Annotated in this window: 15 protein-coding genes; 12 read left to right on the top strand and 3 right to left on the bottom strand. The window is 58.7% G+C overall.

The features are described 5' to 3' along the window. The first annotated feature begins 11 nt into the window (after window positions 1-11). Entirely contained in the window at window positions 12-1,295 is a 1,284-nt protein-coding gene (locus tag VDP81_RS14905; RefSeq protein ID WP_323012727.1) for a sensor histidine kinase, read from the top strand. Here the strand turns inward: VDP81_RS14905 and VDP81_RS14900 are convergent. Further along, window positions 1,292-3,493 carry an OsmC domain/YcaO domain-containing protein gene (locus VDP81_RS14900; protein ID WP_322995094.1) on the bottom strand — a complete coding sequence of 734 codons (2,202 nt, stop codon included), beginning with the start codon at window positions 3,491-3,493 and terminating at the stop codon, window positions 1,292-1,294. The genes VDP81_RS14905 and VDP81_RS14900 overlap by 4 nt on opposite strands. A 224-nt stretch (window positions 3,494-3,717) precedes the next feature. On the opposite strand from VDP81_RS14900, the gene dsrO reads away from it, so the two are divergent. The 3 genes from dsrO to VDP81_RS14885 are packed head-to-tail and all read left to right on the top strand — an operon-like array spanning window position 3,718 to window position 8,752. Next, window positions 3,718-4,503, top strand: coding sequence for a sulfate reduction electron transfer complex DsrMKJOP subunit DsrO (dsrO, locus tag VDP81_RS14895; RefSeq protein ID WP_323012726.1), 786 nt, complete (start codon window positions 3,718-3,720; stop codon window positions 4,501-4,503). Between the two features lie 26 nt (window positions 4,504-4,529). Next, window positions 4,530-5,582 (top strand): NrfD/PsrC family molybdoenzyme membrane anchor subunit, encoded by a 1,053-nt coding sequence (gene nrfD / locus VDP81_RS14890; RefSeq protein WP_323012725.1) that lies wholly within the window; start codon window positions 4,530-4,532, stop codon window positions 5,580-5,582. Beyond that, window positions 5,579-8,752, top strand: coding sequence for a tetrathionate reductase subunit A (locus tag VDP81_RS14885; RefSeq protein ID WP_323012724.1), 3,174 nt, complete (start codon window positions 5,579-5,581; stop codon window positions 8,750-8,752). The genes nrfD and VDP81_RS14885 overlap by 4 nt, the downstream gene beginning before the upstream one ends. A gap of 46 nt (window positions 8,753-8,798) precedes the next feature. On the opposite strand, the gene VDP81_RS14880 is transcribed toward VDP81_RS14885, so the two are convergent. Then, a complete protein-coding gene (locus tag VDP81_RS14880; RefSeq protein ID WP_322995096.1) occupies window positions 8,799-8,990 on the bottom strand; it encodes a hypothetical protein in 192 nt (63 codons plus the stop codon). Beyond that, complete coding sequence (locus VDP81_RS14875) at window positions 8,987-9,484, bottom strand: Zeta toxin family protein (RefSeq protein ID WP_323012723.1); 498 nt, start codon at window positions 9,482-9,484, stop codon at window positions 8,987-8,989. The genes VDP81_RS14880 and VDP81_RS14875 overlap by 4 nt, the downstream gene beginning before the upstream one ends. 159 nt (window positions 9,485-9,643) lie before the next feature. On the opposite strand from VDP81_RS14875, the gene msrP reads away from it, so the two are divergent. The 8 genes from msrP to hutG all read left to right on the top strand — a co-directional run bounded on the left by msrP (window position 9,644) and on the right by hutG (window position 16,452). Next, complete coding sequence (gene msrP, locus VDP81_RS14870; protein ID WP_323012722.1) at window positions 9,644-10,606, top strand: protein-methionine-sulfoxide reductase catalytic subunit MsrP; 963 nt, start codon at window positions 9,644-9,646, stop codon at window positions 10,604-10,606. 1 nt (window position 10,607) lies between these two features. Beyond that, window positions 10,608-11,312, top strand: a complete 705-nt coding sequence (locus VDP81_RS14865; RefSeq protein WP_323012721.1) for a protein-methionine-sulfoxide reductase heme-binding subunit MsrQ — start codon at window positions 10,608-10,610, stop codon at window positions 11,310-11,312. Window positions 11,313-11,374: 62 nt separating this feature from the next. After that, complete coding sequence (locus VDP81_RS14860; RefSeq protein WP_322995100.1) at window positions 11,375-12,253, top strand: lipid A biosynthesis lauroyl acyltransferase; 879 nt, start codon at window positions 11,375-11,377, stop codon at window positions 12,251-12,253. 304 nt (window positions 12,254-12,557) lie between these two features. Further along, window positions 12,558-13,307: an IclR family transcriptional regulator gene (locus VDP81_RS14855; RefSeq protein ID WP_322995101.1), complete on the top strand. Its 750-nt coding sequence runs from the start codon at window positions 12,558-12,560 to the stop codon at window positions 13,305-13,307. A 20-nt stretch (window positions 13,308-13,327) separates the two neighbouring features. Further along, window positions 13,328-14,074: a transporter substrate-binding domain-containing protein gene (locus VDP81_RS14850; protein WP_322995102.1), complete on the top strand. Its 747-nt coding sequence runs from the start codon at window positions 13,328-13,330 to the stop codon at window positions 14,072-14,074. Beyond that, window positions 14,071-14,739 carry an amino acid ABC transporter permease gene (locus VDP81_RS14845; protein ID WP_322995103.1) on the top strand — a complete coding sequence of 223 codons (669 nt, stop codon included), beginning with the start codon at window positions 14,071-14,073 and terminating at the stop codon, window positions 14,737-14,739. Before VDP81_RS14850 ends, VDP81_RS14845 begins: the two co-directional genes overlap by 4 nt. Then, a complete protein-coding gene (locus VDP81_RS14840) occupies window positions 14,736-15,494 on the top strand; it encodes an amino acid ABC transporter ATP-binding protein (protein ID WP_322995104.1) in 759 nt (252 codons plus the stop codon). The genes VDP81_RS14845 and VDP81_RS14840 overlap by 4 nt, the downstream gene beginning before the upstream one ends. A gap of 13 nt (window positions 15,495-15,507) precedes the next feature. Next, complete coding sequence (hutG, locus tag VDP81_RS14835) at window positions 15,508-16,452, top strand: formimidoylglutamase (RefSeq protein WP_323012720.1); 945 nt, start codon at window positions 15,508-15,510, stop codon at window positions 16,450-16,452. Window positions 16,453-16,576 lie beyond the last annotated feature (124 nt).

Below are 16,576 nucleotides of genomic sequence, written 5' to 3'. Positions count from 1 at the left end.
CTGCCGTGGTAATGGCCATCGCATTGGCAGCAGGAATTTTTTCTTTCATCTCGGCCTTCCATCAGGCCCAGGAACTGCAAGATGACGTTTTGTTCCAGATCGCGGCCCTGATCAACCAGAGCGACCCCGATTGGACGCTGCCCGCCGATGGTATCGAACTGGAAGACTGGGACGAAGATTCGTGGATACACATCCAGATGCTGTCGAGTGCAGTTGGCCCCCTGCACTCGACAGCCAAACACAGAATGCCGACACTGCCGACACCCCTGGCAGATGGCTTTCATACGGTCGATTCTGGCGGCGAAGCCTATCGCGTATTCATCAAGACGACCCACAGCGGGCACAGGATCGCCGTGTCACAGGAAGTCAGGGCCCGCAATGAAAGCGCCTACCTCAATGCGCTGAATACCTTGCTGCCATTCTTGATCCTGATCCCGATACTACTCATCATCATTGCCCAGCTGATTCGCAAGATATTCAGGCCGATTACCGCGCTTGCACACCACATAGACGCCCGCGCAGAAAATGACCTGCGCCCCATACAGGACAACAATATTCCCTCAGAAGTGCGCCCCTTCATTCTGGCCATGAACCGGCTGCTGGCCCGGGTCAATGAATCTGTCAATATCCAACGACGCTTTGTGGCCGATGCCGCGCACGAATTAAGATCCCCCATGACCGCCCTGTCCCTGCAAGCCGAACGCCTGAGGCACATGCCGATGTCGGACACTGCCCAGGAACAGCTGCATATTCTGGAAAATGGAATCACCCGCGGACGCGACTTATTGAATCAGCTGCTTAGCCTGTCCAAGGCCCAAGCCCCCCCGGAGCTGCCACCTGGTGCAGTTTCCATCCGGCACATCTACCGCGCCGTCCTGGAAAACCTGATGCCGCTGGCCAAGGCCAAGCAGATAGACATCGGGGTGCTGGACGGCCCCGACGCTTCCGTGTTGATCAGCGAACTGGATCTTTTCATCATGGTCAAAAATCTGGTGGACAATGCCATCCGCTATACACCAAGGGATGGCCGGGTGGATCTGTCCATCGAGATCAGCCCGCAAGCGACCTTGATCCGGATTGCAGACACAGGGCCGGGCATTCCCAGCGCAGAACAAGCACGTATTTTCGATCCGTTCTATCGCATTCTGGGCAGCGATCAGCAGGGTTCCGGCCTGGGGTTGGCCATTGTCCAGGCCATCGCAGGACGGCTGGGCGCCAGCATCCTGCTGGGCTTTAGCAATCCGCAGACCAAAACCGGCTTGACGGTTACGATCAAGTTGCCTGCTTTGGACTAGGCTTTACTTCCCCATGCAGCCCGCGCCTTGTGCAGTTTCCTGTAGCTATCCAGCAACCGGTGGTGCCTGTCCAGGCCTTCCAGTTTCATGCTGGTTGGCGTCAGCCCAAAGAAGCGCACGCTGCCGTCGACTGACCCCAGGACGGCATCCATTCGGGCATCCCCAAACATCCGACGGAAGTTGACCACGTAGTCGTCCAGTTCCAGATCATCATCAAGCATGGCTTCCAGCACCACATTCAAGGCCTGGTAAAACAGCCCGCGTTCAACGGTATTGTCGTTGTACTGCAGGAAGGCGCCGACCAGTTCTTGCGCGGCTTCGAATTTTTGCAGGGCAAGATTGATCAACAACTTCAATTCAAGAACTGTTAGCTGCCCCCAATCCGTATTTTCATCAAAATCAATGCCGATCAAGGTGGCGATATCGGAATAATCATCCAGATCATTGCTCTCCAGCCGATCCAGCAGTGTAGTCAGGCTGGCATCGTCCAGGCGATGCAAGTCCAGGATATCGGCGCGGAACAACTGCGCCTTATTGGTGTTATCCCAGACCAGATCATCCACTGGATAAACTTCTGAATAGCCGGGCACTAAAATCCGGCAAGCGATGGCACCCAATTGTTCATATACCGCCATGTAGACTTCTTTGCCCATGCCGTCGAGAATACCGAGCAACATGGCGGCTTCCTCGGCATTGGCGTTTTCGCCTTGCCTGGAAAAATCCCACTCAACGAATTCGTAATTTGCTTTGGCACTGAAAAACCGCCACGACACAATGCCGCTGGAATCAATAAAATGCTCAACAAAATTATTGGCGTCAGTCACGGTGTCGCTGGAAAAAGTAGGCTGAGGCAGGTCGTTCATGCCTTCAAAACTGCGCCCCTGCAGCAGTTCCGTCAGGCTGCGTTCCAGTGCTATCTTGAAGTTTGGGTGGGCGCCAAACGAAGCAAATACGCCGCCTGTGCGCGGATTCATCAATGTCACGCACATCAATGGATACACGCCACCCAATGATGCATCCTTGACCAGCACCGGAAAGCCTTGTTCTTCCAAGCCCTGAATACCGGCCAAAATATCGGGATATTTTTCCAACACTGCGTGCGGCACATCCGGCAAGGCAATTTCACCTTCCAGAATTTCGCGCTTTACCGCCCGTTCCAGAATTTCCGACAGGCATTGCACCTGCGCCTCGGCCAGCGTGTTGCCGGCACTCATGCCATTGGTGGCATAAAGGTTTTCAATCAAGTTGACCGGGAAATATACGATCTCGCCATCTGACTGCCGCACGTATGGCAGCGTGCAGATGCCGCGTTCTATATTGCCAGAATTGGTATCCACCAAATGCGAGCTATACAGTTCGTCATCCGGATTGTAGATTCTCAGGCAGTACGCATCCAGAATTTCAGCCGGTAATTCATCTTCAGGGCCAGGCTGGAACCAGCGCTCATTGGGGTAATGGACAAACGCCGCATTGGCGATGTCTTCCCCAAAAAATGCATCGGTATAGAACTGATTGCAGCTCAATCTTTCAATGTATTCACCCAGCGCCGACGCCAATGCGCTTTCTTTGGTCGCGCCTTTGCCGTTGGTAAAGCACATGGGCGAATGTGCATCACGGATGTGCAGCGACCACACATTGGGAACGATGTTGCGCCACGAAGCAATTTCAATCTTGATGCCCAAGTCCGCTAAAAGCCCCGACATATTGGCAATGGTTTGTTCCAGTGGCAGATCCTTGCCTGTAATACAGGTTCTGGCGCCAGCATCCGGATTCAGGGTCAGCAAGGATTGGGCATCGGCATCCAGGCTCTCTACTTCCTCAATGACAAACTGAGGCCCGGTTTGCACGACCTTCTTGACCGTACAACGCTCGATGGAACGCAAAATCCCTCGACGATCTGCTTCCAATATATCGGATGGCAGTTCGACCTGGATCTTGAATGTCTGCTGATATCTGTTTTCTGGATCAACAATATTATTTTGCGACAGACGGATGTTTTCGGTCGGAATATTGCGCGTCGTGCAATACAGCTTCACAAAGTAAGCCGCACACAAAGCTGACGAGGCCAGAAAATAATCAAAAGGACCAGGCGCGGAACCATCACCCTTATAACGGATGGGCTGGTCGGCCACGATCGTGAAGTCATCGAACTTGGCTTCGAGGCGAAGCTTGTCGAGAAAGTTAACTTTAATTTCCATGGCCGAATTCTTTAAATAACAGCATAACCAGTAATCGTACCTTAATTATTGCGCGATCCCAGCAGTGCGTCGCCCTCATGCAGCATGACGTCCCTTTATTTGAATCAATACGGGTATTCCCTAGGTCGTTAAGATCCAATAACACCTTTGCTTATAGGGTCTTTGATCCACAGCAGACCAGAGACATTGTCGCAAATCATCAATACGAGCCAAGGAGCGCCGCTATGCACACCACCCCGAAGGGTGACCTAACCACCCCCAGCAAACGGGGGTTTTTGCAGGATCTTATCGGCTTGACCATCGCCGCCACGACCCTGCCCGTGGCGGCTGCCACAGCGGCTCCAGTCCCGCATTTAGGCATGGGGGCACAGCCACCTCGCCGCCCAGGCATTGCGGGCAAGCGCTACGCCATGGTGGTGGATCTGCGTAAATGCATAGGCTGCCAAGCCTGTACTGTGAGCTGTTCCATGGAGAATTTGCCCCCCATCGGGCAGTTCCGCACCACCGTGCTGCAGTATGAGGTTGATCGCGGCCCCACCGAGCTTCCTGCCATGCTCAGCCTGCCGCGTCTGTGCAATCACTGCGACGAGCCGCCCTGCGTGCCCGTATGCCCGGTGCAGGCAACGTTTCAGCGTGAGGACGGTATTGTGCTGGTCGACAGCGATCGTTGCGTGGGCTGCGGCTATTGTGTGCAGGCTTGCCCATACGATGCGCGCTTCATCAACCACGAGACCCAGACCGCTGACAAGTGCACCTTCTGTGAGCACCGTCTTGATGTCGGACTGCTGCCAGCCTGTGTAGAGAGCTGCGTAGGCGGTGCCCGCGTGATCGGCGATATCAATGACCCGGACAGCAGTGCGTCGCAAATGCTCAAGGAGCATAGCGCAGACATCAAAGTACTCAAGCCTGGCATGGCCACTGCGCCGCATGTGTTCTACATCGGCTTGCCCGACGAATTTGTCGATGGCATTGACGGCCAGGCCAGCGTGCGCCCGGTCGGTGGCCTCTGAGCAAAGCAGCTTTCAAGGAATACACCATGAATATCATCGAGCTGCTCACTCTCGCCTACGAGGTGGCCTGGCTACCCTGGGCAGTCCAGTATTTCTTTCTCGTGGGCATCTGCACCGGCGCGGCGCTGACGGCAGCGGCTTGCGCCTTTGGCGGCCTGGGTTCTGCGGGCGCCCGCTTGTTGCCCACCGCCGTCGTCGTACTGGCTGCCAGCGCCGCTGCTGCGCCTGTTTCCCTGCTGGCCGACCTGCACCAGCCAGCGCGCTTCTGGCATTTCTATGCACACTTCACGCCTTGGTCGTGGATGTCGGTCGGCGCCTACCTGCTGCCGGCTTTGGTCGTGCTGGCCTTCGCCTTTTGTATTGTTTGGTGGCTAGGCTGGAAACCCCTGCTGCGCGTGCTGGCGGTGCTGATGGCCTTGTCTGCCATCAGCGTCATGGTCTATACCGGCGCGGAAATCATGGTGGTGCGGGCTCGTCCATTATGGAACACCCTGCTTTTGCCATTCAATCTGGCGCTGACTGGCTGGCTGGCCGCACTGGGCGCCATGCTGGTGGTGGGACGCCTGATGCCGGGTGGCATGGCAGCCCTGCCCGCCCAGTTGTTACGCAGGCTGTGTCTGGCCGTGGCCTGGCTCTTGGTGGCAGCGGTGGTGTTGTGGGCAGGCGTCGGCCTGATGACCGACACCCCCTCATTCGTGGCTGCCAAACGTCTGTTCACTGAATTTCCGGTCTGGCGCCTCAGCCTGCTGGGCTCGGTGCTGGCAGGCCTGGTGGTGCTGATGCTGCTGAAGCGCCCAGCAAGCACGTTGATGCGGCCTGGTTTTTCGCTAGGCATAGGCCTGGCGATGCTGGCAGCAGCCTGGGGGTTTCGCTGGGCACTGTTCATGGGGGTGCAGGGCGTGCCTAAATTTGGCGCCGGCCTGTATGTCTACAACATGCCGTTAGGCGGAGACGGCCTGCTGGGCATCTTAGGCGTATTTGGCCTGTGCGTGGCGCTGCTGGCCAGCCTCACGCTGGCGCTAGAGTACTTCCCAGCCCGTCATGCCATTCCAGCAAAAACCCCAAGGATTTCTCCATGAGCAAGAACGACAAACAAGATAAGCCCCAGGACGGGGCACGCCGTAAGCTATTGCTGCGCGGCGGCGTGGCAGCGGGCGGCTTGGCCGCATTTGCGGCGGGTTACGGCGAAACAGTCTACAAGGCGGGCAAAGGCCTGGTGACCGGCAGTGCGGGCGTCACGCCTGCACACGCCACACGCGGCAATTCACTCGCGCCTGAGTTCCGGATTGACCCCGTGACAGGCATGCTCAGCACCCAGCCGGGGCAAATCGTCAGCCCCTCCAGCTGTCTGGGCTGCTGGACGCAATGCGGTGTGCGCGTGCGCATCGACACCAAAACCAACCGCATCCTGCGCGTCGCTGGCAACCCTTATCACCCGCTCGCCACCACGCACCCGGCCCCCATGGAAACCCCCGTGCGCGAAGTCTACGCCCAGCTTGGTGGCGACAACGGCCTAGAAGGCCGCGCTACCGCCTGCGCACGAGGCTCGGCCATGCTGGAACACCAGACCAGCCCGCACCGTGTGCTGCAACCGCTCAAACGCGTCGGCAAACGCGGCGAGGGCCGCTGGCAGACGATTTCGTTCGAGCAACTGGTGCAAGAGGTTTGCGAAGGGGGCAACCTGTTTGGAGAAGGTGAAGTCGAAGGGCTGCGCGCCGTCTATGACACCCAAACCCCCATTGATTCTGACAACCCCGAATATGGTCCAAAAAGCAATCAGCTATTGGTGACTGACGCTTCGAATGAAGGCCGCGCACAACTGCTGCGTCGTTTTGCCAGCCAATCATTCGGCACCGTGAACGTCAGCAATCATGGCGCTTACTGCGGCCAGAGCTTCCGCGTTGGCGCGGCTGCCGCGCTGGGCGATCTGCCCGGCATGCCGCATGGCAAGCCCGATTGGAAAAATGCGAGCTTTGGCTTGTTTATCGGCGCAGCGCCTGCGCAATCGGGCAATCCTTTCCAGCGGCAAGGCCGCGAACTCGCCGAAGCGCGTGCCCGCAAAGAAAATACCTTTCGCTACGTGGTCGTTTCGCCCATCCTGCCCACCTCATCGAGTTTGGCAGCGGGTAGCGGCAATCGTTGGATTGGCGTTAAACCCGCCAGCGATCTGGCGTTGGCGATGGGCTTGATCCGCTGGATTCTGGATAATGAGCGTTACGACGCGCAGTTTCTGGCACAGCCTGGTGTCGCTGCCATGGAAGCGGCTGGCGAGGCATCGTGGAGCAACGCCACCCACCTGCTGATTAACGACCCCCAGCACCCCCGTTTTGGCAGCTATCTACGTGGCACCGACCTGGGTTGGTCGCTGCCTACCGCTGCCCCCACTGAGCCAGGCAAGGAGCCGACGGCACCAGCCGATGTGTTCGTGGTGCAGCGCGCCGATGGCACGTTGGCGCCACACACCATACCCGAGGCCGCCGCCTTGTTCGTGGAACGCATGGTGGATGTGCCGATGTCCGCGCAATCCTCACAGCCCCTGGCCGTGTGTTCGGCACTGTTCAAGCTGCGCGAGCAAGCCCGAGCCAAGACGCTCGACGAATACGCTGCTTTATGCGGGGTGCCACGCCCCGAGATCGAAGATCTGGCCCGCGAATTCACCAGCCACGGCAAGCGCGCCGTCGCCGACGCGCATGGTGGCACCATGAGCGGTGCCGGCTTCTACACTGCCTATGCCATCGCCATGCTCAATACCCTGGTCGGCAACCTGAATGTACAAGGCGGACTGGTGCTGGATGCCGGTCCATTTGGCCCCTTTGGCCCTGGCCCACGCTATAACTTCGCCGACTTCAAGGGCAAGGCCAAGCCACGCGGCGTGGCACTGTCGCGCAACCGTTTCCCCTACGAAAAAAGCAGCGAATTCAAGCGCAAAAAAGAGGCTGGCCAATCGCCCTACCCCGCCAAGGCGCCCTGGTACCCGGCGGTGGGCGGCTTGAGCAGCGAAATGCTGGCTGGCGCGCTGGCGGGCTACCCCTACAAGGCCAAAGTGTGGCTGAACCACATGAGCAATCCGGTGTATGCCATCGCGGGCTTCAAGAACGCGCTGCTGGACGCCGTCAAAGATCCGAAAAAACTGCCGCTGATCGTCTCCATCGACCCTTTCATCAACGAGACCAGTGCGTTGGCCGACTACATCGTGCCGGATACGGTCACGTACGAAAGCTGGGGCATCTCGGCGCCTTGGGCCGATGTGATTGCCAAGTCGTCCACGGTGCGCTGGCCCGTGGTGACACCAGCCGTGGCGTTGACCGCCAGCGGCGCACCCGTCAATGTCGAGAGTTTTCTATTCGCCTGCGCGGAGCGCCTGCAACTGCCCGGCTTTGGTGATCATGGGATGCAAGACGCACAAGGCAACCCCTGTGCGCTGAAAACAGCCGAAGATTTCTTTCTGCGCGGGCTGGCCAATATGGCTTTTTCAGGCGGCAAACTTGTCCCGCCGGCCAGCGATGACGACATGCTGATCACGGGCGTCAATCGCTACCAAGAACAGTTGCAAACTCAGTTAAAAGACGATGAATGGCGTCAGGTGGCAATGCTGATGACCCGCGGCGGGCGCTTTGACAAGATCGAGGCTGCCTGGAAAGGATCGCATATCCGCAAGACCCATGCCCCCGCGCAGCAGGTCTGGAGCGAAGACCTGGCCAAGATGCGCCATTCGATGACCGGCGAACGCTTGAGTGGCTGTCCCACCTGGTTTCCCACGCGCATGGCCGATGGCAGCAGCATGCGTCAGCACTATCCCGAGGCGCAGTGGCCGCTCTTGATGACCTCGTATAAATCGAATCTGATGAGCTCGATGTCAATCGGCGTGGCGCGACTGCGCCAAGTGCATCCGCACAACCCAGCCTCGGTCAACCGCGCCGACGCCGAGCGCCTGGGCCTGAAAAACGGCGATACCATCCGCATCAGCACGCCCGGCGGCAGCATGCTGGCCACCGCCCTGGTCCGCGACGGCATCATGCCCGGCGCCGTCGCCATCGAATATGGCTACGGCCACACAGAGCTGGGCGCACGCACGCACATGGTGGACGGGACAGCGCAAGCGCACAATCCGCAGCATGCCAACGGCATCAATCTGAACGAGCTGGGCTTTGCCGACCCAACACGCGGCGACCAGCGTAACGTGTGGATCGACTGGGTATCAGGGGCGGCCGTGCGTCAGGGCCTGCCGGCGCGGATCGAGCGGGCATAAGGCCGGATTGCGCGATGGCGATGCCAGACATTGCCATGACCTCCGTTCAACGCCGTGCTGGGTCGCTGCGCGTAGGTTTCTTCGGTTCAGGTGGATTCGGCCCGATATAGACCGATTTCCCATCCTTCCACACCACGGCGTACTGACCCAACCGGCGCTTGCGATCCAATGCTTTGGCGACAGAATTGCGCAGGCTTTCCAACGCCTTGCGCGTGTCCTCATCAAATTGGGGAGTCATAGGCCCGCCTCATTGCGTAGGTGCCGATAAACAGCGTCATCAAGAATTTCAACATGGTTCCCCTGCTGAGTAAACACAAGGTCAGGATTGTCCTGGCTGTTCAGGTAGCAGCGCGTCAGGCTGACCCTGGGGGCATACAGTTCAAACAAGTTGTATAAGCTGCGGGCAAAGCGCCGTTCAATTGCCTCAGTCGGGATGCCATGGCCGCCGTGCGCGACACGCTCTGCTACCCGATCATGGGACAGCTGCACATTGGATAGGGCCAAGTATGACATCTCCACTCGCCAGCCGCTTTGCATCAAGCGATCCACCAGCCGCAGATAACCGCGCCCGGACAATGTTGTCTCGAAAGCGAAATTCTGACAGGCGCGCTCGCATCGGTCAATTTCCGCGAGATACAGCCTTGACGCCGCCAACTGCTCGCGCTCGGGATTTAAGGGCGAGAGCCCAGCAGCGATCAGGTCAGCGTTGATAAACGTCTGACACTGAGCCACTGCGGGCAGGTAATCCAGCGCAAAGGTTGTTTTGCCCGCACCATTGGGGCCTGCAATAATCCAACAGGTAGGCGTAACATTCATCCAGGCCCTCCCCCTAGGTAAGCCGTTAGCTTACCGTCCAATAGCAGCAGTAGTCACGAGCAATGGAGGTATACCATGCAGCGCCCCTGGAAAACAGATGTGGCCCCGTCGGACATCACACCAGAATCCGTCTGGCGAGGTCGGCGACGACTCTTGCAGGGTGCTGCGCTTGCGCCACTTGCGCTGGGGGCTTCCCCCCTGGCTCACGCGGCGCTTGACGACCAGCCCACCGGGCCCGTACTTCCTGCGCAGCGCAACACTGAATGGTCGACCAACGAAGCCGTCAATAGCTGGCAGGAAATAACCACCTACAACAATTTCTATGAATTCGGCACCGGCAAGGGCGATCCCGCACAATACGCCAACAAGATGCAGCTGAGTCCCTGGACAGTGCAGATCGATGGAGCCGTGCGCAAACCCATCACGCTGGATATCGACGACCTGCGCAGACTTGCCCCCCTTGAAGAGCGCGTCTACCGGCTGCGCTGCGTAGAGGCATGGTCCTTGGTAATCCCCTGGGCCGGCTACTCGCTCGCGCACTTGCTCAAGCATGTCGAGCCCACTGAGGAAGCCAAATACGTGGTCTTTACAACCGTGGTGCAGCCCGAAGCTATGCCGGGCGTGCGCAGCAATATCCTGGACTGGCCCTACGTCGAAGGATTGCGCATGGACGAAGCCATGCATCCGCTGACGCTACTCACCTTCGGACTTTACGGCCACGATCTACCCGCGCAGGACGGTGCCCCCATGCGCATCGTCGTCCCATGGAAGTACGGCTTCAAATCGGGTAAGTCGCTGGTCCGGATTCACCTGCAATCCACCCAGCCGACCACAAGCTGGATGCGCGCAGCGCCCCAGGAGTACGGCTTTTATGCCAATGTAAATCCGGCAGTACCCCATCCACGCTGGAGTCAGGCGACCGAACGCCGTATCGGCTCGGGCTTCTTTGCGGCCCGCATCCCAACACGGCCTTTTAACGGCTACGAGAAGGACGTGGCAGACCTCTACAAGGGCATGGATTTGCGTCGGAACTTCTAAAATGACTGATAAGAACAGTCATGCACGACAAAGATGCGTTCAGCCAATCACTCAAGGCCAGAGCACCGCACGTCCTCAGCGGCATTCATCAACTGGCGGCCGCCTGGTACTTGGACTGTGTATTCACCTATTTGGGCTGTTCCCGCTTGTCCGCTGGGTAGTGCTTGGGTACGTCGGCAGCCTCAGCGCCAATCCGCAGGAGTTCCTGACCCGCTCCAGCGGAATCTGGGCACTGGTCTTCCTCTGGGTCACGCTTGCCGTGACGCCCGTTCGACGGCTGACCGGCTGGAACGGTCTTCTGCGCCAGCGTCGCAAATTGGGGCTATACGCATTTTTCTACACGATGCTGCACGTCATCGCCTGGGCACTCTGGGACCGAGGCGCAGTGCTGGCAGCCATGTGGACGGACATCTGGCAGCGCGACTTCATCGGCATCGGCACGCTTGCCACGCTTTGCCTAGTGCCGCTGGCCGTGACCTCCACCCACCGATGGATGCGTCGACTTGGCCGCTGGTGGACCCGCCTGCATTGGCTGATTTACCCCGCCGCCATTTTCTCGATCTTGCACTTCATCTGGATGCGTGCTGGAAAAAACGACTTTTTCGAGCCGCAGGTCTATGCCGTGGTGCTTGTCGTGATGCTCGGCATACGGCTCGCGTGGCGGTTATGGGGAACCTGCCCTGGGCGACGGTCTGCCCGGCACTGATCCCCGTGCTAGCATGAGGGTTCAGCCCAATGCGGGCTTCCCTCTCGGGATCTGCCCACTCTATGAAAAAGAAAACCCAGGCTGCCATGCTTTCGGGCTTGCTTCGCATCCTCTCTATCCTGCCCTACGGGCTGGTTGCCCGGCTGGGTGAAGCCCTGGGTTCCCTGTTGTACCTGATTCCCGGCAAGCGTCGACATATTCTGCACACCAATTTGCGCCTGTGCTTCCCGGAAAAGTCCGAGTCCCAGCGCAAACGCCTGGCCCGTGCCAATTTTCAGCACGTCATTCGCAGCTACCTGGAGCGCGGCCTGCAGTGGTATGGCAGCGCGCATGCCATCACCAGTCTGGTCGAACTGGACAGCGCCATCGAACTGCAGGACCGCTACGACCAGCCGACCATTTTCCTGGGATTTCATTTCACCGCCATCGAAGCCGCCTGTATGTACTATTCGATACAGCACCCGGTCGCCTCCATCTACACGCCAATGTCGGACGAAACAACGGACACGATTTCCAGGGAACAACGCTCACGATTTGGCTCTCTGATGATTCCGCGCCACCATAGCGCCCGTCATATCTTGAGCATCTTGAAAGCCGGTCAGCCCATCATGCTGGCCGCAGACATGGACTTCGGGCTGCGCGATTCGGTGTTCGTGCCGTTCTTCGGCGTGCCTGCCTGTACGCTGACTGCCGTGTCGCGCCTCGCGCGCCTCAGCGGCGCGCGCGTCGTTCCCTTTGTCGCGGAAGTGCTGCCCAACTATCGCGGCTACAAGCTACGAATCTATCCGGCGCTGCCGACCTTCCCCAGCGGGGACGATCAGGCAGACGCCCTGGCGATGAACCAGTTTCTCGAAACACGCATCCGCGAAATGCCTGAGCAATACTACTGGGTGCATCGCCGGTTCAAGCGCCGCCCGCCAGGCGAAGCGCCAGTTTACTGAGCGACCGGCAGCGGGCGTGCAGCAATGCCGCTGGCTTGCCTGGCACTACTTCCCTACTTCCCACGTTTGCACGCTAGACATGCCTGTGTTCGGATTTCTGACGAACACGGGCTGGCTGAGCTTTGCATTTGCGATTCAGGGAAAATCCATCCCTACTGATTAGGGATATCCCTTTATTTCTTATTTTATGAGACATGACCAGCTAATTTTTGAGAAAAAAGAATAATCTTCTCCCTGGACTGATCACAACGACCCCCAGGCTGGGCTGCATGCGCAGCCGACCTGGCCACGAAGGAGCCCATGGATGCAAGCGGACCCCATCAAAGGCGGAGCTGAGCGAGTACTGTTCATCCTGTCCGTGCTGGCTAGACTGGGACGCTCGGTTTCCATGACCGATCTGATTTCAGAGACGGGTCTGGCAAAAAGCACCTTGTACCGGCAACTGGCTTTGCTCAAGCGTTGGGGCTTCATCATCGACAGCAACAACGAGTACTTACCCGGCCCCATGTGTGTATCGCTGGCCTGGGGATTCGAACAATCTTCCTATCTGCGGCAGGAAGCCCGCGAAGAACTTGAACAGCTTTCCACCAGCAGCAACGAATCCGCCGGCTTGATGGTCGCCGTCAACAATCAGGTGGTCTGCCTGGAAATGATCGAAAGTCGCCAGCCCCTGCGCTGCTCTTTCGTCAAGGGACGCAGCCTGCCCTTGCTGAGCGGCGCATCCGCCAAGGCACTGCTGGCGTTCATGGCAAAGGATCGCCAGCGCGCCGCCCTGAAAGACTTGCAAACCCGCAATCTGATCACAGACGAATCCCGCACCGCGCTGGAAGGCGAATTGGCCCAGATCCAGACCCAGGGATATGCCTGTTCCATCAGCGAAGTGGATGAAGGGGTCTGGGGCGTGAGTGCGCCCATTTTTCAGCAGACCAGCCACGCGATTGCCGTGGTGACCCTGATGGTACCCAGCACCCGCATTGAAAACCGCACGCAGAATCTCATCAGCATGACCACCCGTGTGGCTGCACGCATTTCGTCTCGGCTACAAAGCCACTAACCGCATCAAAGGAACCTATCATGACACTGAGCAAGAAACTCATCTCCGCTGCGCTTGCCATCTCCATGAGCGGCTTTGCAGCTGCCAGCCTGGCCGCATCGAACACAATCCGCATCGTGACCGACCCGACCTTTCCCCCCATGGAGTTCACGGAATCAGGGGTGCGCACGGGCTTTGACATTGAACTGACGGAAGCACTGGCCAAAGAAGCTGGCCTGACCATCGAATGGACCGACATCGATTTCAAAGGCCTGATTCCCGCAGTCATCTCGGGGCGCGCCGATGCTGCCGTCTCGGCCATCTACATCACGGAGGCCCGCAGCCAGGTCGTGGATTTCACGCACTCCTATTACGCTGGCGGCCTGGTTGTCCTGACCAAGAAGGACGGCCCGATCAAAACCCTGAAGGACCTGGATGGCAAGAAAGTCTCCGTCCAGGTCGGCACAAAATCCGTGAAGTATCTGCAAGAACACTATCCCGACGTCCAGCGCGTTGAAGTCGAGAAAAACCAGGAAATGTTCAACCTGGTCGAAGTGGGTCGCACCGATGCCGCCGTGACAGGCAAGCCGGCTGCCAAGCTGTATGCGCAATCACACCCCGACCTGACGGTGCTGAACGAGCAGATCACCACGGAAGAATACGGCATCGCCGTCAGCAAGAACCAGCCCAAAACCTTGCAAGCCCTGAACGAGGCACTGGGCCGTCTGAAGGCCAATGGTACTTATGACAAGATCGTCAATAAATGGTTTGAAGGCGACGCGCAATGAATTTTGATTTCACGCCGGCCCTGACCGACTGGACGGCGCTGCTCAGCGGCGCCATCGTCACCATCGAAGTGACGCTCAGCGCGCTAGTGCTGTCTTGCCTGCTGGGCCTGCTGATCGGGATCGGACGCCTGAACCCACAACGCAAGACAGCTTACGGGATCTGCAGCATCTACCTGTCGTGCTTTCGCGGCACCCCGCTGCTGGTGCAGTTGTTCATCTGGTTCTTTGGCTTGCCGCGATTCGGCATCCTGTTGCCGGCCTTCGTCTGCGGCGTCGTGGGGCTGGGTATGTATTCGGCATCCTATGTGTCGGAGATCGTACGGGGTGCCATCCAGTCCATTGATCGCGGCCAGATGGAAGCCGCGCGATCGCTGGGCATGTCGTCCCGACAAGCCATGCTCAAGATCATCCTGCCCCAGGCATTCGTGCGTATGATCCCGCCGCTGGGCAATGAATTCATTTCACTGATCAAGAACTCGGCGCTGGTGTCGCTGGTGACGATTCACGACCTGATGCATGAAGGCCAGAAAATCATCAGTGTTTCCTATCGCTCGCTTGAGATTTACCTGGTGATCGCCGTGATCTATTGGATCATGACGACCACGACAACCATAATTCTGCATCGCATCGAATTGCGCATGAAAGCCGGAGGGATGGTGCAATGACGGCCCCAGCCATGATCAAAATCCACCAATTACACAAGTCGTACGGCAGCAACGATGTGCTCAAGGGCGTCGATCTCGAGGTCAATCAGTCCCAGGTGGTGGTCGTCATCGGCCCCAGCGGGTCGGGCAAGAGCACCCTGCTGCGTTGCTGCAACGGCCTGGAAGTGCCGCAAAAAGGCACCATCGATATCTGCGATCACCGCCTGGTGGCCGACGGGCGCCTGCTCGCCGATAAAGACCTGAACAAGCTGCGGATGCAGGTCGGCATGGTGTTTCAATCATTCAACCTGTTTCCCCACCTGTCTGTCCTGGAAAACGTGACGGTGGGGCCGCGGACACTGCGCGGCATGAACGCTGCGGATTCCGAAGTCCTGGCTCGCCAACTGCTTACCAAAGTGGGACTGGCGGAAAAAGTCGATGCCATGCCAGCCAGCCTGTCGGGCGGACAGAAGCAGCGTGTCGCCATCGCCCGCGCGCTTGCCATGGAGCCCAAGGTCATGCTGTTTGACGAACCCACCTCGGCACTGGACCCCGAGCTGGTCGGCGAAGTGCTGAGCGTCATGAAATTGCTCGTCAAGGAAGGCATGACCATGATGGTGGTGACCCACGAAATGGGATTTGCCCGTGAAATGGCTGATATGGTCGTCGTGATGGATGGCGGGAATATCATCGAAGCCGACGTGCCTGACGTGATTTTCACAGCGCCGAAGGAAGAACGGACCCGCTCGTTCTTGCAGGCGGTACTCAAGAAGTAAGGTAGAAGAAGCAATGACGCAAGACACGAATCCCTGGCACGGCCGCAACGACGCGGGCGAACAGGGCGATACCCGTCGGCTGTTTCAGATCGTGCAAACAGGGCCCCTGGCCTGCCAGGCAAACGAGGCCGTGGTGCTTGGATTTGCCAGCGATGCCGGCGTGCGCCGCAATCAAGGACGCCCCGGCGCCCGGCTGGCGCCGCACGCCATCCGCCGCATGATGGCCGGACTGCCCGCCCATGACTTGTCCGTCTTGTGGGATGCCGGCGACATCCCCTGCGAGGGCGATGCCCTGGAACAGGCGCAGGCCAAGCTGGGTGATCAGGTGGGCCAGATTCTCGATACGGGTGCACGGCTGGTGGTGCTGGGCGGGGGCCATGAAATGGCCTGGGGCAGCTTCCAGGGTCTGCACGCCCATCTCTCGAACCAAGATCAAGAGGCAGCGCGATCCATTCTGATCATCAATCTTGACGCACACTTCGACCTGAGGACCAGCCGACCGGGCAGTTCAGGCACGCCCTTCGACCAGATTCTGGCGTTTTGCGGTCAGCAGAATCAGCCTGTCACCTATGCCGTCTTCGGCATTTCACGGCTCGGCAATACTGCCGGGCTGTTCCAGCATGCGAAGGACTTGGGTGTCTTCTACATAGAAGACACAGACATGCAAGAGCGCCATCTCGACGCCAGACTGGCGGACCTGAACAGCCTGATCAATCAGGCCGACCATATCTATCTGACGATCGACCTGGATTGCCTGCCCGCAGCCGTCGCGCCGGGCGTATCGGCGCCTGCGGCCTTCGGCATCCCGATGACGGTGGTCGAGGCCGTGGTCCGGCACGTCAAGGCCAGCGGCAAGCTGCGCTTAGCCGATCTGGCGGAAATGAACCCGGAATATGATATTGACCAGCATACTGCCCGCTTGGCGGCGCGGCTGGCTTGGATGTTGTTGGCGCCTTGAGTGGTTGGTTACTTACCAGGGCCAGGATGAGCTGCTGTACGTGAAATCGAGACAAGTTCAGATGTGGGCATTACCGCAAACGTGAAGCGCCCCGGGGCGCTTCAAACGTCCCTAAATCTCGTAA

Origin of the sequence: Castellaniella sp. (assembly GCF_034675845.1) — a bacterium.
GTDB lineage: Bacteria > Pseudomonadota > Gammaproteobacteria > Burkholderiales > Burkholderiaceae_B > Castellaniella.
This window is presented reverse-complemented; position numbering and strand designations above follow the sequence as displayed.